The organism is Rhodanobacter caeni (assembly GCF_039523575.1).
Taxonomy (GTDB): Bacteria; Pseudomonadota; Gammaproteobacteria; order Xanthomonadales; family Rhodanobacteraceae; genus Rhodanobacter; species Rhodanobacter caeni.
This window is the reverse complement of sequence record NZ_BAAAFO010000002.1, coordinates 377,269-402,279: the sequence shown is the minus strand read 5'-3', so window position 1 is coordinate 402,279 and position 25,011 is coordinate 377,269. Positions and strand designations below refer to the sequence as shown.

Annotated in this window: 18 protein-coding genes; 11 read left to right on the top strand and 7 right to left on the bottom strand. The window is 66.1% G+C overall.

The annotated features are described in order from the left end of the window. Window positions 1-63 precede the first annotated feature (63 nt). The 4 genes from glnA to ABD017_RS06250 all read right to left on the bottom strand — a co-directional run bounded on the left by glnA (window position 64) and on the right by ABD017_RS06250 (window position 6,574). Window positions 64-1,473, bottom strand: coding sequence for a type I glutamate--ammonia ligase (glnA, locus tag ABD017_RS06265; protein WP_343881283.1), 1,410 nt, complete (start codon window positions 1,471-1,473; stop codon window positions 64-66). A gap of 232 nt (window positions 1,474-1,705) precedes the next feature. Further along, window positions 1,706-2,464 carry a TorF family putative porin gene (locus tag ABD017_RS06260; protein ID WP_343881281.1) on the bottom strand — a complete coding sequence of 253 codons (759 nt, stop codon included), beginning with the start codon at window positions 2,462-2,464 and terminating at the stop codon, window positions 1,706-1,708. A 354-nt stretch (window positions 2,465-2,818) separates the two neighbouring features. Beyond that, complete coding sequence (locus ABD017_RS06255; RefSeq protein WP_343881279.1) at window positions 2,819-5,176, bottom strand: GH36-type glycosyl hydrolase domain-containing protein; 2,358 nt, start codon at window positions 5,174-5,176, stop codon at window positions 2,819-2,821. Between the two features lie 30 nt (window positions 5,177-5,206). After that, window positions 5,207-6,574 carry an MFS transporter gene (locus tag ABD017_RS06250; protein WP_343881277.1) on the bottom strand — a complete coding sequence of 456 codons (1,368 nt, stop codon included), beginning with the start codon at window positions 6,572-6,574 and terminating at the stop codon, window positions 5,207-5,209. Window positions 6,575-6,896: 322 nt separating this feature from the next. Here ABD017_RS06250 and ABD017_RS06245 point away from each other — a divergent pair, with 322 nt between their 5' ends. The 4 genes from ABD017_RS06245 (at window position 6,897) to ABD017_RS06230 (ending at window position 13,120) form a co-directional block, all read left to right on the top strand. Further along, on the top strand, window positions 6,897-8,099 hold the full coding sequence (locus ABD017_RS06245) for a sterol desaturase family protein (protein WP_343881275.1): 1,203 nt from the start codon (window positions 6,897-6,899) through the stop codon (window positions 8,097-8,099). A 96-nt stretch (window positions 8,100-8,195) separates the two neighbouring features. Further along, window positions 8,196-10,736 (top strand): glycoside hydrolase family 9 protein, encoded by a 2,541-nt coding sequence (locus ABD017_RS06240; RefSeq protein WP_343881273.1) that lies wholly within the window; start codon window positions 8,196-8,198, stop codon window positions 10,734-10,736. Window positions 10,737-10,906: 170 nt separating this feature from the next. After that, entirely contained in the window at window positions 10,907-11,785 is an 879-nt protein-coding gene (locus ABD017_RS06235; protein ID WP_343881271.1) for an alpha/beta hydrolase, read from the top strand. Window positions 11,786-11,986: 201 nt separating this feature from the next. Continuing rightward, window positions 11,987-13,120, top strand: a complete 1,134-nt coding sequence (locus tag ABD017_RS06230) for an alpha/beta hydrolase (protein WP_343881269.1) — start codon at window positions 11,987-11,989, stop codon at window positions 13,118-13,120. Here the strand turns inward: ABD017_RS06230 and ABD017_RS06225 are convergent. Next, entirely contained in the window at window positions 13,108-13,914 is an 807-nt protein-coding gene (locus ABD017_RS06225) for an AraC family transcriptional regulator (protein ID WP_343881267.1), read from the bottom strand. The two genes, ABD017_RS06230 and ABD017_RS06225, sit on opposite strands and share 13 nt — an antisense overlap. A gap of 198 nt (window positions 13,915-14,112) precedes the next feature. Between ABD017_RS06225 and ABD017_RS06220 the strand changes: the two genes are divergently transcribed. The 3 genes from ABD017_RS06220 (at window position 14,113) to ABD017_RS06210 (ending at window position 17,234) form a co-directional block, all read left to right on the top strand. Further along, window positions 14,113-15,789 (top strand): 2-isopropylmalate synthase, encoded by a 1,677-nt coding sequence (locus ABD017_RS06220; RefSeq protein WP_343881265.1) that lies wholly within the window; start codon window positions 14,113-14,115, stop codon window positions 15,787-15,789. Window positions 15,790-15,840: 51 nt separating this feature from the next. Beyond that, a complete protein-coding gene (locus ABD017_RS06215; RefSeq protein ID WP_343881263.1) occupies window positions 15,841-16,338 on the top strand; it encodes a DUF1579 family protein in 498 nt (165 codons plus the stop codon). Between the two features lie 191 nt (window positions 16,339-16,529). Beyond that, entirely contained in the window at window positions 16,530-17,234 is a 705-nt protein-coding gene (locus ABD017_RS06210; protein WP_343881261.1) for a glycoside hydrolase family 11 protein, read from the top strand. A 75-nt stretch (window positions 17,235-17,309) separates the two neighbouring features. Here ABD017_RS06210 and ABD017_RS06205 read toward each other — a convergent pair whose 3' ends face one another. After that, window positions 17,310-18,092, bottom strand: coding sequence for a carbohydrate binding domain-containing protein (locus ABD017_RS06205; RefSeq protein WP_343881259.1), 783 nt, complete (start codon window positions 18,090-18,092; stop codon window positions 17,310-17,312). Between the two features lie 118 nt (window positions 18,093-18,210). Here ABD017_RS06205 and ABD017_RS06200 point away from each other — a divergent pair, with 118 nt between their 5' ends. Next, window positions 18,211-19,008 carry an undecaprenyl-diphosphate phosphatase gene (locus ABD017_RS06200; RefSeq protein WP_343881257.1) on the top strand — a complete coding sequence of 266 codons (798 nt, stop codon included), beginning with the start codon at window positions 18,211-18,213 and terminating at the stop codon, window positions 19,006-19,008. A gap of 21 nt (window positions 19,009-19,029) precedes the next feature. Here the strand turns inward: ABD017_RS06200 and ABD017_RS06195 are convergent, their stop codons facing one another. Further along, complete coding sequence (locus ABD017_RS06195) at window positions 19,030-20,013, bottom strand: LysR family transcriptional regulator (protein ID WP_343881255.1); 984 nt, start codon at window positions 20,011-20,013, stop codon at window positions 19,030-19,032. A 143-nt stretch (window positions 20,014-20,156) separates the two neighbouring features. Here ABD017_RS06195 and ABD017_RS06190 point away from each other — a divergent pair, with 143 nt between their 5' ends. The 3 genes from ABD017_RS06190 to ABD017_RS06180 all read left to right on the top strand — a co-directional run bounded on the left by ABD017_RS06190 (window position 20,157) and on the right by ABD017_RS06180 (window position 24,942). After that, entirely contained in the window at window positions 20,157-21,404 is a 1,248-nt protein-coding gene (locus ABD017_RS06190; protein WP_343881253.1) for an efflux RND transporter periplasmic adaptor subunit, read from the top strand. 179 nt (window positions 21,405-21,583) lie between these two features. Beyond that, window positions 21,584-24,778 carry an efflux RND transporter permease subunit gene (locus ABD017_RS06185; protein ID WP_343881251.1) on the top strand — a complete coding sequence of 1,065 codons (3,195 nt, stop codon included), beginning with the start codon at window positions 21,584-21,586 and terminating at the stop codon, window positions 24,776-24,778. Beyond that, window positions 24,775-24,942, top strand: a complete 168-nt coding sequence (locus ABD017_RS06180; protein ID WP_343881249.1) for a hypothetical protein — start codon at window positions 24,775-24,777, stop codon at window positions 24,940-24,942. Before ABD017_RS06185 ends, ABD017_RS06180 begins: the two co-directional genes overlap by 4 nt. Window positions 24,943-25,011 lie beyond the last annotated feature (69 nt).

Below are 25,011 nucleotides of genomic sequence, written 5' to 3'. Positions count from 1 at the left end.
CGACTGGCTGGAACGACAACGGGCGCCGAGGCGCCCGTTGTCTTCACCGGATGGTGGGTTCGCTTACAGCGAGTAGTACATCTGGAATTCCAGCGGGTGGGTGCTGGCGCGGTATTTGGTCACTTCCTTCATCTTCACCTCGATGTAGGCGTCGATGAAGTCGTCGGTGAACACGCCGCCGGCTTTCAGGAACTCGCGATCCTTGTCCAGCGCTTCCAGCGCGGCGTCGAGGCTGGAGCAGACCTGCGGGATGTTCTTCTCTTCTTCCGGCGGCAGGTCGTACAGGTCCTTGTCGGCCGGTGCGCCCGGGTCGATCTTGTTGATGATGCCGTCCAGGCCGGCCATCATCAGCGCGGTGAACACCAGGTAGCCCGACTGCATCGGGTCAGGGAAACGCACCTCGATGCGACGGCCCTTGGGGCTGGCCACGTACGGGATGCGGCAGCTGGCGGAGCGGTTGCGGGCCGAGTAGGCCAGCATCACCGGCGCCTCGAAACCCGGCACCAGGCGCTTGTAGCTGTTGGTGGTGGAGTTGGAGAACGCGTTGATGGCGCGGGCATGCTTGAAGATGCCGCCGATGTACCACAGCGCGGTCTGCGACAGGCCACCGTAGAGGTCGCCGGCGAACAGGTTCTCGCCGTTCTTCGACAGCGACTGGTGCACATGCATGCCGCTGCCGTTGTCGCCGACCAGCGGCTTGGGCATGAAGGTGACGGTCTTGCCGTTCTGGTGGGCCACGTTCTTGACCACGTACTTCATGGTCATCAGCTCGTCGGCCTTCTTCACCAGCGTGTTGAACTTGACGCCGATCTCGCACTGGCCGGCGTTGGCCACTTCGTGGTGGTGCACTTCCACCGTCTGGCCCAGCGATTCCAGCACCTTGCACATGTCCGCGCGCAGGTCGCCCAGCGAGTCGACCGGGCTGACCGGGAAATAGCCGCCCTTCACGCCCGGACGGTGGCCGTGGTTTTCGCCGTCGTACTTGTAGCGCGACGACCAGGCCGCTTCCTCGGAACCGATTTCATAGAACACGCGGCCCGGGTCGTTCTGCCAGCGCACCGAATCGAAAATGAAGAACTCCGGCTCCGGGCCGAAGAACGCGGTGTCGGCGATGCCGGTGGATTTGAGGAACGCCTCGCCGCGCTTGGCGATCGAGCGCGGGTCGCGGCCGTAGGCCTGCATGGTGCTGGGCTCGAGCACGTCGCAATGCACGATCAGCTGCACGTGCGCGCTGAACGGGTCCAGGTGCGCGGTTTCCGGGTCGGGCATGAGGATCATGTCCGACTCGTTGATGCCCTTCCAGCCCGTGATCGAGGAGCCGTCGAACATCTTGCCGTCCTCGAACGTGGACTCGTCGATCTGATGCGCGGGGAACGAAACGTGGTGGTGCACGCCGAGCATGTCGGCAAAACGGAGATCGACGAATTCGACGTCGTGTTCCTGGATCAGGTCGAGCACTTTCTGAGCATTCATGGAGCAACCTCGAATGGAATGGGCGGATGAGCTTTAGCAAACGGTGTGCCAACGGGCCGTGGCGGCAAAGCCGCATGGCGTGGGGTTTCGCGCGGCCCGGCCACGACGGCAATGTCCCCTGACGGTGCAGCATGGTGCCTCATTTCACCAGCTTGGTGCACTTGAGGCGGCGAGCCCGCGCGTACGCCGACGCCGTCCCACGCCGAGGGTGGCGCGGCACGGCGTCACCGGGTCAGAACGCCTTGCTGGCGCTGAGCACGGCCGTGGCCCGGCCGAGGTAGTGGCCCATGGCGTTGGTGTAGACCGCGCGCCGCGCGTTGGTGTCGTAGTAGCCCAGCGCCACCGCGTAGCCGTGGGTGAAGTTGCGGGTGAGGCCCAGTTTCCAGTCGCTGTAGCTGGCGGCGCTGGCGCCGGCGATCCGCTGGCGGCCGGCGTGGGCGTTGACCAGCCAGCCCGGGGTGAACTCCCAGTTCCAGGAAAGATCCAGGTAACCACTGTTGCGGCTGTCGGCCACCCCGAACGCGTTGCCCAGCGTCTGCGAATATTTCAGCGTGAGCGCGCGCCAGCCCACCGCGGCGTACGCCTCCAGCGTATGCGGCCGGGTATAGCCGTGCGGGTAGCTGCCCGGGTAGTAGTACTCGTAGAGGCCGCCGTCCAGCGTCCAGTCGTCGCCGACCTTGGCGCGGTAGCCGGCATAGACGTCCAGTTCCACGCTGCTGGATACGCGCGCGCCGGGCGCGGACGTATCGGACAGCCAGCTGATGCTGCTGCCCCAGCCGCCCACGTACCAGCCGCTGGCGTGGTCGTATTCCAGGCCCGCCTGCAACGCGGGGTCGCGATTGGTCTGCGAGAGGCCGCGAAACAGATAGTCGTTGACGACGGTGACGTTGCCGGTGGTGCTGCTTTCGGCATCGGCCGCCATGAGGGTCGGCGCGGTGCAAAGCGCCAGCGCTGCTGCACCAAGGTGGATCAGTAGTCCGGATCGTTTCATCGTTTCGGCTCCCGCTATGCCAGCACGCCCGGGCTCGGGCCGGGTCCGCGGAATGCGTCCGGCCGCCAGGCCATGGTGCGCTGCAATATGCGGGCCATCAACGGTGGCGTCGGGATATCCCCGGCGCTGGCGAAATGTGGTCAGTAGCGGGAGCGCGTTTTCAACAGCGATTACGCGCAACACAGAATGGACGGCCAAACCCGCCACGCGATGTGCAGGATTCGCCGGCGCGACTCACATCCCTCCTGTAGGAGCGACTTCAGTCGCGACGCCCTTGGTTCGCGCCATCGGAGCAAAAACGTCGCGACTGAAGTCGCTCCTACAACGGGTTTCGGCAGGGCTTCAGGCGGCTTTTCAGGCCGGCAGATGCACCGCAACCTGATAGCGTCGGCCGGGTTCGATGTCGTGGATGACGGCGCTTTGGAGAGGCTCGCCATCCACGGTGATGCGCGTCTGATCCACGCCTGCCTCGCGCACCATCTCGACCACGAACTCCGCGCCGCGGAACGTGCGCACCACCCTCGCCGAGGGCCAATCCGCCGGCAGCTGCGGGGCGATGTGCAAGCCATCAGCCTGGCCCCGCAAGCCGAACAGGCCTTCGACCAGGCAGCGGTAGACCCACGACACCGTGCCCGTGTTGAACAGCTGGCTGGAGCGGCCGGCCGTGCGCGGAAACTGGTAATACGCGCCGCGGTAGTAGTTGGGGATGAACACCGGCAGCTGGCCGCGCTGCAAATAGTCATCGCCATCGGGGCCGGGGATCATCTGCCGCAGCAGGCGGTAGGCGCGCTCGGATTCGGTGATGTCGTAGAGGCTGTAGATATAGAAGATCGCCGCGTGGTTGTAGACCGCGCCGTTCTCTGCCGAGCCCGGATACTTCTGCGTCACGCGACCCACGTCGTCGCGCATGGCGGTGTAGGCGGGCGCGAACATCATCACGCCGTAGGGCGTTTCCAGCTGCTGCTCGATGGCGTGCAGCATCTTGCCGCGCTGCGCCGCGTCGGCGGTGCCGGCCAGGATCGCCCAGCTTTGCGGGTTGAGGAAAATGCGGCCTTCCGCATCCTCGCGCGTGCCGAAGACGACGCCGTCGTCGGTGATGCCGCGGGCAAACCATTCGCCGTCCCACAGCTGGCGGTTCACGGCGTCGTCGAGCTGCTGCGCGCCCTCGCGGAACGACTGCGCCAGTTCAGCCTGTTGCCGCATGTCGCACACGGCGGCCCACAACTTCAGCGCGTAGCTGGTGGCTACCGACAGCCAGCCGGAGACACCCTTGCCCTTGTAGCCGACCATGTTCATCGGGTCGCACCAGTCACCCTGGGCGATGAGGCTGAGGCCGCGTTCGTCGCGCACGTCCAGCAGCCAGCGCATGGCGGCGCTGATGCGCTCGAACACGCTCAGGCTGCGGCCGTCCACGCCGGTGACGGGCTCGTCCAGCAGCGCGTAGTCGCCGGTTTCGTCAAGGTAGGCCTGCAGGCAGACGGGCAGCCACACGCAATGGTCGGTGTGCGGGATCTGGTTGATGTACTTCAGCTCGGCGCCTTCGACCAGCAGGATGCCGTCGGGCATGGCGCCGCTTTCCTCCTGTTGGCTCAGCGCATGCAGGAAGGCCGAACGCGTCACCGCCGGGCGGATGTAGCTCATGCCCATGTTGTCCTGCAGGTAGTTGCGGGTCTGCGGGTCGGTGCTGAGCCGGTTGACGTCGGCGTGGTAGAACATCTGGCGCGGCAGCCAGTGGTTCACGAAGTTGTCCAGCGCGGCATCGGGCGTATCGATCTGGATGCAGCCGCGTCCCTGGCGCACATACTCCGCGTACTCGCGTTCAGCGGTGGCAAACCCCACCTCGCTCAGGTATTTCTCGCGCAGCGCGCGGATCTCCGCGTCATCGAAGGCCGGGCCGAAAATGAAGCGGTACTGCTGCGACTCGTCCGGCGCAAAGCCGTACCGGTACTGCAGCACCGCCGCCGGTGTTTCGTAACGCGCGTCGCCACCGTCCAGCGTCTCCTGCTGCACGCCGCTGGGATGGTGCAAACCACCCTCGCCCTCGAAGGTTTCCTGCTTCGCCTCCCACGCGTCGGGCGCGCGCTCGTGCAGGAAGAAGGTCTTGTCCTTGAAGTCCTTCTGCTTGAAGTAATCGGCCACCTTTTGATACGGCGTGACGCTGCTGGCCACCACGCCGCCCAGGTCGGCGCGGTATTCCGCCGACTGGTTCATCCACGACATGTAGCCGATCGGAAAGTACGGGTAGATGCTGAGCCTGCGCGCGCGGCCGGACAGGTTGCGCACCGTGAGCGTCCACAGCTCGACCACGTCGTTGACCGGCAGCGACACCTTCATCTCCACCTCGATGCCCGCGCCGACCACGCGCCACGCGATGTCGCCCTTGCCGGCGGAAAAGGTGAAGCTTTCCGGCGTGGCCCGCACCGGCTCGTGCGGCGCCGAGAAGAGCTCGCCGGACTCCTCGTCCTTGATGTAGAAGAAGCGCCCCGGGTGATGCGCGTAGTACGGCTGCTCCGGCTGCATGAACGTCTTCGCTTCCAGGTTCGGCGCATGCGCGTACTTGGCCGGCTCCGGCTGCATGAACTGCGCCACGGCATAACCGCGGCAATTCATCTGCATCATCATGCGCCGGTTCCACAGGAAGCCGGCCGCCCGCGGCATCGCCACCGGGCTGTGCAGTTCGAAACGTTCGCCATCGGCGCTGGGGTTGAGCATCGGGTACCGCTCCGCTGATCTGTTGATGGGTCAAACCTTGGATTTGCGCGCCAGCAATTCGGTCTGCACGCGCGCCAGCGTGGCGTTGTCGAGCGTGTAGAAGCGCATGGTGAACGCGGCAATGAGCGCGATGACGCCGGGGATGACGGTCAGCAGCAGCACGATGCCCAGCTGCGACGCGCCCGACTGGGCCTCGTTGGCCACGTAGCCCATCGCCGCCAGCATCCACGCAATGGCGGCCGAGGCGATCGCACCGCCCAGCTTCTGCGAGAAGGTGGCGGCGGCAAATGTCATCGCGGTGGCGCGGCGGCCGGTTTTCCACTCGGTGTAGTCGGCCGTGTCGGCAAACATCGAGAACGCCAGCGGCGACTTGGGCCCGAGGAAGAAGCCGATTAGGGTATTGATGCCGAACATCAGCCACACCGCATTTTTCGGCACGAACACCATCACGCAACTGAGCACGCCGACGGCCGCCATCAGCAGCATCATCAGTTGCTTCTTGTCGATGAAGCGGGTCATCAGCGGCGTGCTGGCGGCGCCGATGGCCAGTGCGATGGAGTACGTGGCCAGGAAGGCGCCGGTCAGGTCCGCCTGCCCCACGTAGTACTTCATGTAATAGACCGAGGCGCCGGCGCGCATCACGATCGTGGTCATGATGATCAGCGCCAGCGCGAAGAGCACCAGCCAGGGACGGTTGTCCAGCAGGTCCCGGATGTCGCCGATCACCGCGGACCGCTGCTCTCGCGGCGGCGAGATGCGCTCGCGCGTGGTGAAGAACACCGTCATGAACATGATCGCCGCAAGCACGCCGTACGCCGCCATGGTCAACTGCCAGCCGAGCTTGTCATCGCCCTGGCCAAACCAATGCACCATGTCCAGGGTGAAATAGTTCACCAGGGTGGTGCCGGTGAAGGCGGCAATGAAGCGGAAGCTGATCAGCGTGGTGCGGTCCTGGCTGTTGGCGGTGATGACGCCGGACAGCGCGGAATAAGGCGTGCTGAGGATGGTGTACATCAGCATCATCAGCGAATAGGTGCCGTAGGCCCAGATCAGCTTGCCGCCCTCGCTCAGGTCGGGCGTGGTGTAGGTCAGTACGCCGGCAGCCGCCATCGGCACAGCGGCAAACAGCAGGTAGGGGCGGAACTTGCCAAAGCGCGACTTGGTGCGATCGGCCACCGCGCCCATCGCCGGGTCGGTAAACGCATCGATGATCTTGGTGATCAGGATCATGGTGCCGACCGCGGCGGCGGGCAGGCCCATGGTGTCGGTATAAAAGATCAGCAGGAACGCGGAGATGTTGGCCCAGTAGAAGTTGAAGCCGACATCGCCAATGCCGTAGCCGATCTTCTCTTTCAGTCCGATCCTGGCACTGGCCAACTCGTGCTCTGTTTGCGCCACGTTGACGTCTCCCGATGCTTGGTACGTTGGATGTGCAGTCGCGTATCGGTCGGTTTCGCGGCCGCAAATGCATGGCGGCAAGCCCTCCCTCCAGCTCTCTGCAGGCAAAACACGACGTTGGCGCGCGCTCCCGGTGGAGAGCACCCACGTCCTGGATCGGCGGTGAGATGAAGCGGGTGGCGCGACAGGTACCCGCCAATCGTCGCATGGAAATGGCCGTCCAGGACACATGCGCGCTGCCGCCGCCGGCAACCGGAACCTGCTGGCCGCGCATCGATTACCATGCGCCGACGCCAGCTGGCGCCTTCAGTGAGGGATCACCATGGGGAAGTCTTCGAAGCGCGATGCCGCCCGCGACGCGATGGGCCGCGTCGTGCAACCGGTGGCAGAGACGCGCGAACTGCTGCATCGCGACGGCGAGCTGAAGCCGGGACTGGGCAAGATCAGCGGGGTGATCGCGTTGTCGCTGGGCTTCCTGTGCCTGCTGGCCGTGCTGGCCTTCCACTTTCCGCAATACCTGACCACACCGGACCTGCGGCACAAGTATTCCGTCGACGTGCTGCGCCAGGTGTTGCTGGCGGGGTTGCTGGTGGCCGGCGGCATGTCGCTGGGCAACGTGATCCTGGGTCGCCAGCGCAATCTCAACATCATGGCCTTCGTGCTGGTGATCGCCGCGGTGGCACTGGGCGGCTCGCGGGTGCCGGTGGGCGAATTTCCCGACCACACGCCCTACATCGGGCTGGACTGGTTCATCCTGGACCTGCTCGGCTCCACGCTGATCTTCGTGGTGATCGAGAAGCTTTTTCCGCTGTACAGGGGCCAGGCGATTTTCCGCAAGGAATGGCAAACCGACCTGAAGCATTTCGCGGTGAACCATTTCATCGTGGGGCTGGCGCTGTTGACGGTGAACTTCCTGCTGCACCACATGTTCGGCTGGCTGGTCAGCAGCGATTTCCAGCAGGCCGTGCAGCACATTCCGTTCCTGCCGCAGTTGCTGTTGTGCGTGCTGGTGGCCGACCTGGCGCAGTACTGGACGCACCGCGCGTACCACGAGGTGCCGTTCCTGTGGCGCTTCCACGCGGTGCACCACAGCGTGAAGACGATGGACTGGCTGGCCGGCTCGCGCCAGCACATGCTGGAGCTGATCTTCACCCGCGTGTGCGTGCTGGCGCCGCTGTACATCCTCGGTTTTTCCGAGGCCGTGATGAACGGCTACATCCTGATCGTGGGTTTCCAGGCGGTGTTCAACCACGCCAACGTGCACCTGCCGTGGGGGCCGCTGAAGTACCTGGTGGTGACGCCGGATTTCCACCACTGGCATCACGCCTCCGACGACGAGGCGATCGACCGCAACTACGCCGCGCACTACGCCTTCCTCGATTACCTGTTCGGCACCGCGGTGAAATCGAAGAACCAGTTTCCCGAACGCTACGGCGTGGTCGGCGACTACATGCCCGACGGCTTCGTGAAGCAGCAGCTGTTTCCGTTCCGTGCCACCGGCAAGGGTGCCGGCGCCGACGCGTGATGTTCGGTGCAGCGCACCAAATTCCGCGGCGTTCGACCTCTTCCGAACCGCTCCTATCACTGCTACGGTTACCGCTAACATTCCGGGGGACACCGTATGCCCATCCATCGATCCACCTTGATCCGTCGCGCGCGCCTGGCGTTGCTGACGGCCAGCGTACTAGGCGCCTTGACCCTGTCGCCTGCCATCGCACAGCCTGCGAAAACGGACGGCCAAACCCTGACCCTGAACGACAAGGGCTACTTCGCGTCGCGCGGTTTCGACGTACTGGTGTACAGCAACTGGTACGACGGGCTGTTCAGCGACGCCAAGATGAGCGGCGTGGAGATCATCCACCACGACCAGCGCACCGCGACCAATGGCGACATCCGGCTGTCGGCCACGCCCGACCAGTGGGACCCGATCGGCGCGCTGGTGAGCCGCAAGGTCGACCAGGCCAAGGGCACGATCGACACGCATCTGTCGTATCCCGACTACAAGTTCGACTACCGCATCAACGCGCGCAAGGATGGCGACAAGGTCGTCATCAGCGTGATCCTGGACAAGCCGCTGCCCGCGACGCTGGATGGCAAGGCCGGATTCAACCTGGAGTTCCTGCCCGCGGCGTATTTCCACCACAGCTATTTCGCCGACGACGTGGCGCATCCGTTTCCGCTTTATCCGGCCAGCAACATGACGCAGCCCGCCAAGGGCGAGCGCGCCGAGCCGCTGCCGATGGCCAGCGGCCAGCGTTTCGTGCTGGCGCCGGACGACCCGCAGCAGCGGGTGACCATCGCCTCGGCCAACGGCACGATGAGCTTCTACGACGGACGCAACCAGGCGCAGAACGGCTGGTTCGTGCTGCGCCAGATGATCCCGGCCGGCAAGACCGGCACGGTGCTGCAATGGACGTTGTCCGGCAGCGCCGACCCGCATTGGGTGCGCCCCACGGTGATCGGCCATTCGCAGGTGGGCTATGCGCCCGCCGAGCAGAAGGTCGCGGTGCTGGAACATGACCCGCAGGCGAGGCTGAACGGCCAGGCGCGCCTGCTGCGCATTGCGTCCGACGGCAAGGAAACCACCGCGTTCAGCGCCGCGCCCAAGCCCTGGGGCAAGTACCTGCGCTACGGCTACGCCCGCTTCGATTTCAGCAGCGTGACGGCGCCCGGCCTCTACGTCATCGAATACGACGGCCAGCGCACGGCGCCGTTCCGCATTGCGAACGACATCTACGCTTCCGCCTGGCATCCCACGCTGGACATCTACCTGCCCCAGCAGATGGACCACATGCGGGTGACCGAGGCCTATCGCGTCTGGCATGGCGACCCGCACCGCGACGACGCGCGGCAGGCGCCGGTCAACCACGAGCATTTCGATCTCTACGCCCAGGGCCCCACCACCGATACCGCGTTCAAGCCTGGCGAGCACATTCCCGGCCTGAACGTGGGCGGCTGGCTGGATGCGGGCGACTACGACATCCGCACGCAGACGCAGTACGCGATCGTGCGCACGCTGGTGCATGCCTGGGAGGATTTCCATCCCGAGCGCGACACCACCAGCGTCGACTGGGCCACCCGCCGCGTCGACATGCATCGCCCTGACGGCGTGCCCGACATCCTGCAGCAGATCAAGCATGGCACCGTGCAGCTGGTGGCCCAGTTCGATGCGGTCGGCCACGCCATCCACGGCATCGTCGAGCCGGACCTGGTGCAGTACCGCCACCTGGGCGATGCGGTCACCAAGACCGATGGCCTGGTCTACGATCCGTCGCTGAAGGAGGGCGAGGTCAAGGGCGACCGCAGCGGCGCGCCGGACGACCGCTGGGCGTTCACCAGCAAATCGAGCGCGCTCAACTACGGCTCGATCGCGGCGCTGGCCGCCGCCTCGCGCGCCCTGCACGAGATGGATCCGGCGCTGGCGAAGAAATCGCTGGCCATCGCGCAGAAGGTGTGGGCGCAGGAGCAGTCGCACGCACCGGATCTGTACCGTCACGGCAACACCACCGGCGGCCCGCTGCAGGCCGAGGAGTTCAGCGCGGCGGTCGAGCTGCTGATCAGCACCGGCGACCAGAAATACGCCGCCCGCATCACCGCGCTGTGGCCGTGGATTGCCGAGCACTTCGTGTTCACCGCCACCGAAGCCGTGCGCGCCCTGCCACACATGCCGGCCGCCTACCGCAGCCAACTCGAAACGGCCGTCCGCGCCTATGCGAAACAGCGCGCATCGATCAGCCAGGCCAACCCCTACGGCGTGCCGATCACCGAAGGCGGCTGGGCCGGCAATGGCGCCATCGTGCGGCTGGGCATCACCGACTACGCGCTGCACAAGGCGTTCCCGGACATCATCGACGGCAAGGGCGTGTTCCGCGGGCTGGATTACCTCTACGGCACCCATCCCGGCTCCAACCTGTCGTTCGTCTCGGCCGTCGGCGCGCGATCGAAGGAAGTGGCCTACGGTCACAACCGTGCCGACTTCAGCTTCATCGCCGGCGGCGTGGTGCCCGGCGTGCTGATCGTGAAGCCCGATTTTCCGGAGAACAAGGAAAACTGGCCGTTTTTCTGGGGCGAGAACGAATACGTCACCGACCTGGGCGCGTATTACATCTACCTGGCCAACGCCGCCAACGCACTGGTCGAGGGCAACCAGCCGGCGCGATAGGAGCTTGGCCATCGCGGCATGAGCTTTCCCGCAGGAGGCAGGTTGGTCGCACGACTGGCCGCCTCCCTTTTTTTTGGGCGGCGGGGCGATGGTTTCGTTGGCCGCCGCCTGCGGGCCTCGGCGGCGGCCGCTGCTATGCTTTTTTTCGGCCTTCAAGGAGATCTTCGTCCATGCGCCTTCCGTCGCTTTGCCTGGCTTTGCTTGCGTTGCTCACGGTCGCCACGGCCGCCCACGCGACGGGCACGGCGGTGCCGTTGTGGCCAGGCGGCGCGCTGCCCGATGGCGCGCGGCAGGGGGCATTGCCGGCTCTGACGGCTTATATCCCCGCCTCCAATCCCACCAGGACGGCGGTGGTGATCTGCCCCGGCGGCGCCTATCACGCGCTGGCGCTGGACTGGGAGGGCGTGCTCGTCGCGCAGTGGTTCAACCAGCATCACGTGGCGGCCTTCGTGCTGCAGTACCGCCACGGCGACGGGCACCACTACCCGCAGCCGATCGACGACGGCCGGCGCGCGGTGCGCTGGGTGCGCGAGCACGCCGGCAGCTACGGGCTCGACCCGCGGCACATCGGCATCATGGGCTTCTCCGCCGGCGGCCATGTGGCCGCCACCGTCTCCACCCACTACGACCCGAAAACGGCGCTGTTGAACGACGCCGTGGGGCAGGCTTCCGCGCGGCCGGACTTCACGATCCTGGCGTATCCGGTCATCACCATGGATGAGCGCTTCACCCATCTCGATTCGCGCGAACACCTGATCGGCACGCATCCGCCGGCGTCGCTGGTGCACGACTTGTCGAACGAGACCCAGGTCACCGCGGACACGCCGCCGGCCTTCATCTATGTCACCGATGCGGACACGCTGGTGTCGCCGGAAAACAGCGTCGCCTACTACCTTGCCCTTCACCGGCAGCATGTGCCGGCCGAGCTGCACGTGTTCCGTGCCGGCAAACACGGCAGCGGCCTGGGCCAGCACGAGCCCTTGCTGAGCATCTGGCCCGAGTTGCTCCAGCGCTGGATGGCCGGGCTGGGCTACATGGAACAAGGCTGAGCCGCCGCGCCTATCTGTTGAAAGCCCCCAAGCACAGTCTGAACAAGCCGTCATCCCAGCGAAAGCTGGGATCTAGCGCCTCGCAATCCCTTGAAGGCACTGGATCCCAGCTTTCGCTGGGATGACGAGCAAAAATCAGCGCCTCCCCAAGGAGGCGCAGCGCAGGATCCTTGCCAGCCGCAACGTAGCGATGAGGAATTCATGAGAACGCCAAGCTTCGTCCGTGCCATTGCCGTCGGCGCCCTGTTCGCCATGCTCTGTCCCATGGCCGCGAATGCCGTCGATGCCGCGCCCGCGCCACCACCGATCCGCCTGTACGACGCGCCCGGCGCACCGCCTTTCACGGTGGTCGAGGGCCGCGGCGCCAACGCGCCGGTGGATGCGAACGGCAATTTCGTGATCGGCCCCGACTACGTGCCGGCGCTGGAACTTGCGGTGCGCCCGGGTGTGCCGCAAGGGACCGTGCAGCAGTTCGTGATGGATTCGAAGGACAGCACGTTCTATCCGGGCATCGGCCGCGACGTGTTCGGCAGCGTCGATCCGGCGAATCCGAAAACCCTGATCGTCGCCACCCACGCCGCGCCATACCGGCGCACCATCACCGTCTACATTCCGCAGCAGTACCGGCGCGGCACCGCGGCGCCGTTCATCGTCACGCATGACGGACCGGCGTTCGGCTCACCCGACCTGATGTTGCCGCACGTGCTCGACAATCTCATCGCCAAGAAGCGCGTGCCGGTGATGATCGCGGTGATGATCCAGAACGGCGGCGGCGATGCGCAGGGCAGCGAGCGCGGGCTCGAGTACGACACGCTCTCGGGCAAGTTCGCCGAGTTCATCCAGGCCGAGGTGCTGCCGCAGGTGGAGCAACGCTACCGCGTCACGCTGACGAACGACCCGGACGGCCGCGCCGCCATGGGCTGCAGCTCCGGTGCCGCGGCCGCCTTCACCATGGCCTGGTATCACCCGCAGTGGTATCGCCGGGTGATCAGCTACTCGGGCACGTTCGTGAACCAGCAGTGGCCGTTCAACCCGCAAACGCCCGACGGCGCGTGGGGCTACCACGGCGGCGAGGGCCTGATCGCGACCAGCGCAACGAAGCCCATCAGACTGTGGATGGACGTCGGCGACCGCGACCTGTTCAACCCCAACGTCATGCGCGATGGCATGCACGACTGGGTCGCCGCCAACCACCGCATGGCCACCGTGCTGAAGGACAAGGGTTACGCGTACCAGTACGTGTTCGCGCGCAACTCCGGCCATTGCGAGCGCAAGGTGCGCGAGCAGACGCTGCCGGCGGCGCTGGAGTGGGTGTGGCGCGGTTACGCGCGGTAGGCCGTGGAGAGAAACCTCGAAGGCGGCGTGCCGAAATGTTTCTTGAACGCTGCCGCATACGCGCTGTGGCTTTCATAGCCGCTGTCCAGCGCCACCTGGGTGATGGGCGCGCCACCGAGCAGCGTGGTGATGGACGACATCAACCGCAGTTGCTGGCGCCAGCGGCCGAAGGTCATGCCGGTGCCTTTGCGGAAGTGGCGATGAAAGGTCTTGGCGCTCATGGCCAGCGACGCCGCCCAATCGTCGGCGGAAAAGCCGTGCGCGGGATCATTGACCAGGGCCTCGCACACCTGCTGCACGGTGCCGTCGACCGGCCACGGCAGGTGGAACGGCAGCGGGCGCTGGCCACCGAGCTCTTCCAGGAACAGCGCCGACAGCAGCGCCTCGCGCCGTGAATCGCAGCGGCCGGCGATCGGCTGTGCCAGTTCGGCGATCAGGGTTTTCAGCAGCGCCGAAACGTGCAGCACGCCATCCATGAGAGACAGGCCGGCGGCCGCGTCCGCGCCCACGAAAATGCCGTAAACGCGCACCGGCGTGTGCATCACCAGGCGATGCTCCACGTTCGGCCGCAGCCACACCGCCGCGGTCGGTGGCACCAGCCATTGACCGCTGGATGCCTGCACCCGCATGACGCCCTCGGTGGCGTACAGCAGATGGGCCCGGCCGTGATGGTGCGAGGGCACCACGTGTCCGGCCGGATAGCTTTCGGCAACGCCCGTCACCGGCCATTCGGAGCACTCGTGGGCGCTCAGGTCCAGCGCCCGGCTGCCCTCTCGCGGCGAGGCAAATCCCATTGGCGGCGGGTGTCCATTTCGCTATAGCGGTTGTCCATTATTTTATGGATGGCCCGGTCGAACAAGCCTATATTCCCGGGGGTAAACCGTTCCGCGCAGAGCGGCGCAGGCGCCGCTGCCGCCCGCCGATCCGCCGATCCCGACACTGGCGCATGCGTCGGCACAGCGGGTCCGCAATCACCTTGTTCGAGGCACCTCATGTTGGCAAACCCCGGCACCCGCTATCGTCCGTTCCCGGCCATCGACCTGCCGGATCGGCAATGGCCTTCGCGCACGCTGACCCGGCCGCCGGTCTGGCTTTCCACCGATTTGCGCGATGGCAACCAGGCGCTGTTCGAGCCGATGAACCGCGAGCGCAAGCTGCGCCTGTTTCGCGAGCTGGTGCGCATCGGGTTCAAGGAAATCGAGGTGGGCTTTCCCTCCGCATCGACCACCGATTTCCAGATCGTGCGGCATCTGGTCGACGACGGCCTGATTCCCGATGACGTCACGCCCATGGTCATCACGCAACTGCGCGAGGACCTGATCGAAACCACCGTGCGCAGCGTGCAGGGCGCGCGGCGCGCCATCGTGCATCTGTACAACGCCATCGCGCCGGCCTGGCGCGAGATCGTGTTCGGCATGAGCGTGCCGCAGATCGTCGAGATGGTGGAGCAGCGCGTCGGCTACCTCAAGATGCTCACGGCGCAGCAGCCGCAGACCGAATGGGTGCTGCAGTATTCGCCCGAAACCTTCTGCATGGCAGAGCTGGAGGTGTCGCTGGCGGTGTGCAACGCGGCGATCAGGGCGTGGGATGCCGGGCCGCAGCGGCCGATGATCATCAACCTGCCCACCACCGTCGAGGTGGCCACGCCCAACGTCTTCGCCGACCAGATCGAGTGGATGCATCGCCGGCTGGACCGACGCGAGCACATCGTGCTTTCGGTGCACCCGCACAACGACCGCGGCACCGGCGTCGCCTGCGCCGAGCTGGCGATGATGGCCGGCGCGCAGCGCGTGGAAGGCTGCCTGTTCGGCAACGGCGAGCGCAGCGGCAACGTGGACGTGGTGACCCTGGCGCTGAACCTCTACACCCAGGGCGTCCATCCGGGGCTGGATTTCTCCGACATCGCGGCCGTCGCCCGCATCGCCGAGGAAAGCACCGCCTTGCCGATCCACCCGCGCCATCCGTACGTGGGCGACCTGGTGTTCACCGCGTTCTCCGGCTCGCACCAGGACGCCATCGCCAAGGGCTTCGCGGCGCAGAAGGATGACGCGCCCTGGCGCGTGCCCTACCTGCCGATCGACCCGAAGGACCTGGGCCGCACCTACGACAGCATCGTGCGGGTCAACAGCCAATCGGGCAAAGGCGGCATCAGTTACCTGCTGCAGCGCGACCACGGCATCGTGATGCCGCGCCGCATGCAGGTCGAATTCAGCGCCATCGTGCAGGCCCTGGCCGACGCCAGCGAGGCCGAACTGAGCAGCGCGCAGATCTGGGAAATCTTCGAGCGCACGTATCTCGCCCCATCGAGGGAACAATCCGGCTTCATCTACCGTTCCCATCATCTGTTCGATTCACCCGAGGGCCAGGGTATCGCGCTGGAACTGGCTGAATCCGACGGCGCGACGCAGACCTACCAGGCGACCGGCAACGGTCCGATCGCCGCCACGGTGGCCGCGCTGTCGATGCCGCTTCGCATCGACAGTTACGAGGAGCGCAGCCTTGGCACGGGCGCGGATGCCTCGGCGCTGGCCGTGGTGGAAATGGCAAGGTCCGACATGCCCGGCTCGCGCTTTGGCGTCGGCGTGCATCCGAACATGGCCACCGCCTCCATCATGGCCGTGCTGAGCGCCGCGGCCCGGTTCGCGACAGCGGACGCGCCGGCCGGGTGACATCGCGCGCGCTCCGGATGCCAGAACGTTCCCCCACCATGGATGCAGGCCATGTCGGACGCAAGCTCGAACCCGCTGCACCGACTCCTTGGCGACTGGTGCGGCAAGGAAACGATCCAGCCATCCCAATGGGGCGCTGGCGGACCGGCACAGGCACGGGTGGCCTGCCGCGAAGCACTTGGCGGCAAAGCTTTCGTGCAGGACTACCAGGCCGAACGTGACGGCAAAACCTGGCTACAGGCGCACGCCGTCTACATCCGGCAAGCCAATGAGCCGGACTACGCCCTGTTCTGGTTCGACAGCCTCGGCTTCATGCCCCGGGAACCGGCCAGGGGAACATGGGACGGCCACACCCTCACCTTCATCCGCACGTCGCCGCGCGGGCAAAGCCGCCACGCGTACACGTTCCTCAATGACGACACCTACCAAATGACGCTCGAAAGCTCGTTCGACGGCGGCGCCACGTACATCCTGGTCATGGAGGGCGTCTATCAGCGAACCCATGGCGAGCAGCCTGGGCGGGAACCGGCTTCGATGTCGCGGGCATAGGTCGTTCCCGGGCGCCGCCGCCACTCGGCGGCCGCAGGCAGGGTGTTTCGCCGCAGGCATCAAGTACGATCCGGGTACAGGTCGTCACGGCGACCCCAACGCACCATCAGACCCTCGCTGGCTGCACCTATCGGGAAGTACGGCCTGCGAAGTGCACGCCGCCCCTGTTGATGAATTGCGGAGTACGAACAATGAAAAGACCCCATATCGGCAAGAGCGCCCTGACCGGGCTGATCGGGATCGGGCTAGCACTGGGTGCGGGCGCGCAAACCCTCACATCGAATGCGACGGGAACGCACGACGGGTTCTACTACTCGTTCTGGAAGGATTCCGGCGACGCCTCGTTCGGCCTGAAGCCTGGCGGCCGCTACACCTCCCACTGGACCAAGAGCACCAACAACTGGGTCGGCGGCAAGGGCTGGAAAACCGGCAGCATCGACCGCGTCGTGCATTACTCGGGCACCTTCGGCGTGGATGACAGCCAGAACTCCTACCTGGCGCTCTACGGCTGGACCCGGCACCCGCTGATCGAGTACTACGTGATCGAAAGCTACGGTTCGTACAACCCGGCCAACTGCGAAGGCGGCACCGACTACGGCAGCTTCCAGAGCGACGGCGCCACCTACAACGTGCGCCGCTGCCAGCGCGTGCAGCAGCCGTCCATCGACGGCACCCAGACCTTCTACCAGTACTTCAGCGTGCGCACGCCCAAGAAGGGCTTCGGCGCCATTTCCGGCACCATCACCTTCGCCAACCACGTCAAGTTCTGGGCCAGCAAGGGCCTGAAGCTGGGCACTCCCGATTACCAGGTGATGGCGACCGAGGGCTATCAGAGCCAGGGCAGCTCGGACATCACGGTCAGCGAAGGCGCCGGGGCTGCAAAGACCGGCCAATAAGAGGCCGCGTTCGGCACCATCGACTCAACCGCGCATGGCGGCGCAAAAAGCCGAGTCGGCCAGGTCGTTCACGCGCTAAGGCGCGGCACCCCGGTTGAGGACGAAGGCCGGGCCCAGGTCGACCACCTGCCTGGCCGACCCCAGGTGCACCACCAGGGTGCAGGTGCCCTTGGCGTAATCGCGCGTGGCGACGGTTTCCACGGAGTGCAGCTGCCAGCCATCCCCCACGCTCTGCAGCTTTTCGGCCACCGCATCGTACGGAGGGCTGTCGATCTGGATGCGCATGGCCAGCTTCGCCGGTGCACCGTCGGCGGTGGTGGCCTTCAGCCAGGCCGCGGCCAGGATGCGATCGCCCCTGGAAATGCTGCCGGTGATAGGCACCTGCGCAGCAGTGTCCCACGGGTTGCCACCCGGCGCGGCAACACTGACCTCGAGCGCCCGGCCCCCCTGGACCTTCCGGTCCTTGATCTTCCTGCTCGTCTGGGGCCCGTACACCGTCCACGCGGTATTGGGATCATTGATCAGCTGCCTGGTGATGTCGTCCTGCGCAAAAGCGGAAGGCATGGCCGCCCATGCCAGGAAAAAAAGCGCCAGCACGCCACCGCCGCGCACACCAAGTCCACGCTTGTTCATCGCAAATTCCCCCCTGTCCAGCCGCACGATACTGGACGACCGCAACAAAGCGAAAGCCGGGACGAAGACGTCGCACTTGCCCCATTTCCGCATGCAACGACCATTGCCGTGCGCCGCATGGTCAACCGCTGTGTCCGCGGCGGCCACCGCATAGCGCGGCAGTGGACTTTTGCCGACCGCCGCAGGCACCGCAGGGCGATCTTCCCTGGAGCCATCGGCAAGCATTCCCGGCGGAAGGTCCGTCCCCGAAGAAGCGGTAAACGCCTGTCGCGCATGCCGAGATGAATTGCAGGCAATCCACGTAAGCTATGCGCTCTTGCGCCAGCCCGTGGAGTACCTGTTCTTGAGCGACCTGATCCGCGTCATCCTGCTCGGCATCATCGAGGGCGTTACCGAGTTCCTGCCCATTTCGAGCACGGGCCATTTGCTGATTGTCGAGAAGTTCGGACTGGGGGCGCGCTCGGACCTGTTCAACATCGGCATCCAGGCCGGCGCGATCCTGGCGGTGACGTTGATCTACTGGCGGCGCATCTGGCAGCTGCTGACGCAGTGGCACGATGCGGCGAACCGCGATTACCTGTTCAAGCTGGCGGTGGCCTTTCTCATTACCGCGGTGCTGGGTTTCATCGCGGTGAAGATGGGCTTTACCTTGCCCGAGACGGTGACGCCGGTGGCGTGGGCGCTGGTGATCGGCGGCGTGTGGATGATCGCTGCCGAGCGGCTGGCCGCGCGCCAGCCCGAGCGCACCGAGGTGACCTGGAAGGTGGCCATCCTGGTGGGTATCGCGCAGATGATCGCGGGCATTTTTCCGGGCCTGTCGCGCTCGGCGTCGACGATTTTCGCGGCGATGCTGTTTGGTACCAGCAACCGCGCGGCGGCGACCGAGTTCGCGTTCCTGGTGGGCATCCCCACGATGTATGCAGCGAGCGGCTACGAGTTGCTGAAGGTGGTGAAGGACGGCGGCGCAGCGCACGAGGACTGGACCGCCTTGGCGGTGGGTTTCGTGGTCTCGGCGATCGTGGCGTTCGTGGCGGTGAAGTGGCTGCTGGGCTACATCCGCACGCACACGTTCACGCCGTTCGCGATCTACCGCATCGCGTTCGGCGTGGCGCTGTTGCTGCTGGTGCCGGCCGGCGCCTGAGGCCGGGCCGGCCACGGCGGCCTAGGCCACTTCGGCCAACGGCGCCTTTTTTGCGGGCGCCGCCGCAGGGTTCGCCGGTTTTGCCGCGGCGCGAGGCGCGGTGACGGTGCACTGGTTGGTGCGGTCGAACAGCTCGCGCACCCATTCGATGAAGGCCTGCACGCGGGCCGACAGGTGCTTTTTCTGCGGGTAGACGATCCACACCGGCTTGCCGGTGGAGCGGGTGTCGGTCATCACCAGCTCCAGCATGCCTTTTTCCAGCATGCAGGCGGCCAGCATGCGCGGCACCTGGGTGATGCCCAGTCCGGCGGCTACCGCCTGCAGTACCGATTCGCCGTCGTTGATCAGCATGTGCGCGTCGATGTCCACGCTCAGCTGCCCGCCCGGCGTGTCGAACTGCCACTGCCGCGGGCGGCCGTTGGGGTAGACGTAGTTGATGCAGCGGTGAGCCTTCAGATCCTCGATGCTGCGCGGCGCGCCGTACTTGCGCAGGTACTCGGGCGAGGCGCACACCACGTTGCTGAGGTAGCCGATCTTGCGCGCGATCAGGCTGGAATCCTCCAGCTGGCCCACGCGGATGGCGCAATCCAGCCCTTCGCCGTTGAGGTCCGTGGGCGAATCGCTCATCGACAGCTCCAGCCGGATGTCGGGGTAGCGCTGCTCGAATTCGGTGAGCCGCGGGATTACCGCGGCGCGGCCCACCGACAACGAAATGCCCACCCGCAACTTGCCGGTGGGCTTGCTGTTGGCGAAGTTCAGCGCCTCGGTGGCCTCGGCCAGATCGGCCAGGATCTCCCGGCAACGCGCGTGGAACGAGGCTCCATCATCCGTCAACCGCAACGAGCGGGTGGAGCGAAACAACAGTCGCGCGCCGAGCTGGGCCTCCAGCCGGGAGACGGCGCGGCTGACGCCCGAGGGGGTCATGCCCAGCTGGTTGGCGGCGGCGGCGAAACTGCCGGCCTCGACCACGCGGACGAAGGTCGAAATTGCTGAAAAGTCTTCCATCGGTGCCATTCCCCGTCGATTCGTGACTGCGGATCACGAGTGTAATGCGCGAAAAGTGGATTTTCTATACCGTCAGGTACACCTATTCTCTCGACCCTCGCCGGTGCCCCCTGCCCGGCCAACAAGGTGTTTGGGAGCGCAAGATGAAAAAGCAATGGATGATCCTTCCCCTGATCGCGGTCACCGTGCTGGGCAGCTGGATGGTGTTGCACGGCGATGACAGCCAGGCGCAAACCGCCGTGGGCGCGCCGCCGCCGGAAGTCACCGTGGCGCAGGCGCTGAGCCGCAAGGTCAGCGACAGCGCCGAGTTCACCGGCCGGCTGGAGGCGGTCAACACGGTGCAGGTGCAGCCACGCGTGGGCGGCTTCGTGGAGTCGGTGCATTTCCAGGAAGGCGCCCTGGTGCACAAGGGCGACGTACTGTTCCAGCTCGACGCCCGCCCCTACCAGGCCGAGGTGGATCGCCTGGCCGCCAACCAGGCGCAGGCCCGCGCCGAGCTGAGCCTGGCCGAGACCAACCAGCAACGCGCCACCATGCTGCTGGCCCAGCACGCGATCGCCAAGCAGGAGGCCGACCGCCAGGAGACCGCCGCGCAAAGCGCGCGCGCCCAGCTCGGCGCCGCCACCGCCGCGCTGGCCGCCGCCCGCTTGAACCTGGATTTCACCAAGGTGCGTTCGCCGATCGACGGCCGCGTCAGCAACGCCCGCGTCACGCCCGGCAACCTGGTCACCAGCAGCGACGTGCTCACCAGCGTGGTCTCGGTGAACCCCGTCTACGTCTACTTCGACGTGGACGAGCACACCTGGCTGAAGCTCGATCATCTGCGCGCCGACGCGAAACAGGCCGGCCGCAGCGCCCGCATCGAAGCGACGATGGGCCTGGCCGATGAGACGGGTTACCCGCATGAGGGCCGCCTCGATTTCGTGGACAACCAGTTGCACACCGGCTCGGGCACGATGCGCCTGCGCGCCGTGTTCGACAACGCCGACGGCCTGTACACGCCTGGCCTGTACGCCCGCGTGCAGCTGCAGAGCGGCCAGGTGAAGTCGCGCGTGCTGGTGGATGACCGCGCCATCGGCACCGACCTGGGCAACCAGTTCGTCTACGTGGTCGACAAGGACCACAAGGTGCAATACCGCAAGGTGGAAACCGGCGCGCTGGTGCATGGGCTGCGCGTGATCGAAAGCGGCGTGAAGCCCAGCGACCTGGTGGTGGTGAACGGCCTGCAGCGCGTGCGCCCCGGCGCCGAGGTGAACCCGCAGAAGGTGGCGATGAGCTACCGGCTCGACCCGGCCGACAAGGCGCTGGTCGAGCGCGGCGACGCGAATGTCGACACGGATTCGCGTACCGCGCAGGTCAAGCCTGCGAAGGCACACGACCCGCAGGGCTGAGGACAGCCCCTGGGGTGGCAACGCCGCACAGGCAACCAGCTACCTAGCCGTCATCCCGGCGAAAGCCGGGATCCAGCGACTCGGATTTCCAAAGTGCAACGGCACTGGATCCCGGCTTTCGCCGGGATGACGAGCCAAGAAAACCGAGGCTTCGCAGAAGCCTCGCGAGGACCCTTTGCATGAAAAACATCGCCCAATTCTTCGTCGACCGGCCGATCATGGCCGCGGTGCTGTCGCTGCTGTTCGTGATCTGCGGCTCCATCGCGGTGTTCCAGCTGCCGATCAGCGAGTACCCGGAAGTGGTGCCGCCCACCGTGGTGGTGCACGCCAGCTATCCCGGCGCCAACCCCAAGGTGATCGCGCAGACCGTCGCCACGCCGCTGGAGGAACAGATCAACGGCGCCGAGGGCATGCTGTACACCTCGTCGCAGGCCACCAGCGACGGTGCGCTCACGCTCACCGTGACGTTCGCGCTGGGCACCGATCTCAACAACGCCCAGGTCGACGTGCAGAACCGCGTGGCGCAGGCGCTGCCGAAATTGCCCGAGGAAGTGCAGCGGCTCGGCGTGACCACGCAGAAAAGCTCGCCCGACCTCACCATGGTCGTGCACCTGATCTCGCCCGACCAGCGTTACGACATGCTGTACCTGTCGAACTACGCGCGGCTGCACGTGAAAGACGTGCTGGGCCGGCTCAACGGCATTGGCGACGTGCAGATCTTCGGTGCCGGCGAGTACTCGATGCGCGTGTGGCTGGACCCGCAGAAGCTGGCGCAGCGTTCGCTCACCACCGGCGACGTGATCAACGCCATCCGCGAGCAGAACGTGCAGGTCGCCGCCGGCGCGCTGAATGCGCCGCCCGGGCCCAGCAACAATGCGTTTCAGCTCAACATCAACACGCGCGGCCGGCTGGTCAGCGAGGACGACTTCCGCAACATCATCGTGCGCACCGATGCGAACGGTGGCGTGATCCATCTCAGCGACGTGGCGAAGGTGGACCTGGGCTCGAACAACTACGCGCTGCGCAGCCTGCTCGACAACAAGCCGGCGGTGGCCATGCCGATCTTTGCGCGGCCCGGCTCCAACGCGATCCAGATTTCCGACGAAGTGCGCGCCACCATGGCCGAGCTGAAGAAGGATTTCCCGCAAGGGGTGGATTACTCGATCGTCTACGATCCGACCGTGTTCGTGCGCGGTTCGATCGAGGCGGTGGCGCATACGCTGCTGGAGGCAATCCTGCTGGTGGTGCTGGTGGTGATCCTGTTCCTGCAGACCTGGCGCGCCTCGATCATCCCGCTGGTGGCGGTGCCGGTGTCGCTGATCGGCACGTTCGCGGTGATGTACCTGGCCGGTTTCTCGCTCAACGCGCTCTCCCTGTTCGGCCTGGTGCTGGCCATCGGCATCGTGGTCGATGACGCGATCGTGGTGGTGGAAAACGTCGAGCGGCACATCGAGCTGGGCGAATCGCCAAAGGACGCCACGCGCAAGGCGATGCGCGAGGTTACCGGCCCGATCGTGGCCACCGCGCTGGTGCTGTGCGCGGTGTTCATCCCGACCGCCTTCGTCAGCGGCCTCACCGGCCAGTTCTACCGCCAGTTCGCGCTGACCATCGCGATCTCCACGGTGATCTCCGCTTTCAACTCGCTGACCCTGAGCCCGGCGCTGGCCGCCGTGCTGCTGAAGCCGCACGACGCGCCGAAGGATCGCCTCACCCGCGGCATCGACCGGGCGTTCGGCTGGCTGTTCCGCCCGTTCAACCGCATGTTCCACCGCGGTTCGGAGCGCTACGTGGGCGGCGTCAAGCGCGTCGTCGGCAAGGGCAAGCTGGCGCTGGCGATCTATGCCGGCCTGATCGCGCTGACCTGGTTCGGCTTCTCGCACGTGCCGACCGGCTTCGTGCCGGGCCAGGACAAGCAGTACCTGGTGGCGTTCGCGCAGCTGCCCGACGCGGCCTCGCTCGATCGCTCCGAGGACGTGATCCAGCGCATGAGCGCGATCGCGCTGAAGCAGCCGGGCGTGGAACACGCCGTGGCCTTCCCCGGCCTGTCGATCAACGGTTTCACCAACTCCACCAACTCCGGCATCGTGTTCGTCACGCTGAAGCCGTTCGAGGATCGCGAGAGCGCGGATCTTTCCGCCGGTGCCATCGCCGGTGCGCTGAACCAGAAATTCGGCGCGATCCAGGATGCCTACATCGCCGTGTTCCCGCCGCCGCCAGTGATGGGGCTGGGCACGATCGGCGGCTTCCGCATGCAGATCGAGGACCGCAGCGACCGCGGCTTCGACGAGCTGTACAAGCAGACGCAGAACCTGATCGCCGCCAGCCGCAAGGACCCGGCGCTGGCGGGGCTGTTCTCCAGCTTCCAGGTCAGCGTGCCGCAGGTGGACGCCGACGTGAACCGCGAGAAGGCCAAGGCCGAGGGCGTGAACCTGGGTGACGTGTACCAGACCATGCAGGCGTACATGGGCTCGCTCTACGTCAACGACTTCAACCGCTTCGGCCGCACCTACCAGGTCAATGTCTCGGCCGACCCCGCGTTCCGCCACACGCCGCAGGACATCCTGCAGCTGAAGACGCGCAACGCGCAGGGCCAGATGGTGCCGCTGGGTTCGTTCGTCACCGTGCATCAGGGTGCGGGCCCGGACCGCGTGCAGCACTACAACGGTTACCCGACTGCCGAAATCAACGGCGGCCCGGCGCCGGGCTTCAGCTCCGGCCAGGCACAGGCGGCGATGGAAAAGCTGGCCAAGGACAACCTGCCCAACGGCCTCAGCTTCGAGTGGACCGAACTGACCTACCAGCAGATCCTGGCTGGCAACACCGCGATCTTGGTGTTCCCGCTGTGCGTGCTACTGGTGTTCCTGGTGCTGTCGTCGCTGTACGAAAGCTGGTCGCTGCCGCTGGCGGTGATCCTGATCGTGCCGATGGTGCTCTTGTCCGCGATCGCCGGCGTGTGGCTGTCGGGCGGCGACAACAACATCTTCACCCAGATCGGCCTGATCGTGCTGGTGGGCCTGGCGTGCAAGAACGCGATCCTGATCGTGGAGTTCGCCCGCGAACTGCAGCTGGAAGGCGTGCCCCGCCACGAGGCGGTGCTGGAGGCGGCCCGGCTGCGCTTGCGCCCGATCCTGATGACCTCGATCGCCTTCATCATGGGCGTGGTGCCGCTGGTCACCTCCAGCGGTGCGGGCGCCGAGATGCGCCATGCGATGGGCGTGGCGGTGTTCGCCGGCATGCTGGGCGTGACCATCTTCGGGCTGATCTACACGCCGCTGTTCTATGTCGTCATTCGTGCGCTGGTCGAGCGTCGCGAGGCCCGCGCGGCCGAACGCGCCGCGGCGCACGCGCTGCCGGCGCTGGAGAACCAGGGATGAAAACCGTACGCAGGATCGCCGGCGTGGGTGTCGCCGTGGCCTCGGACATGCTCGGCGTGACCTTGTCGGGGCTGATCTACACGCCGCTGGTCTACACCGTCATTCACGCCCTGGCGGAGCGCCGCGAGTCGCGCGCCCACGCTGCCGGGCTGGAGAATCATTGATGAACATTTTCAATCGCAACGCTGCCCGGAAAACTCCAACCCGTCACCCCAGCGAAGGCTGGGGTCCAG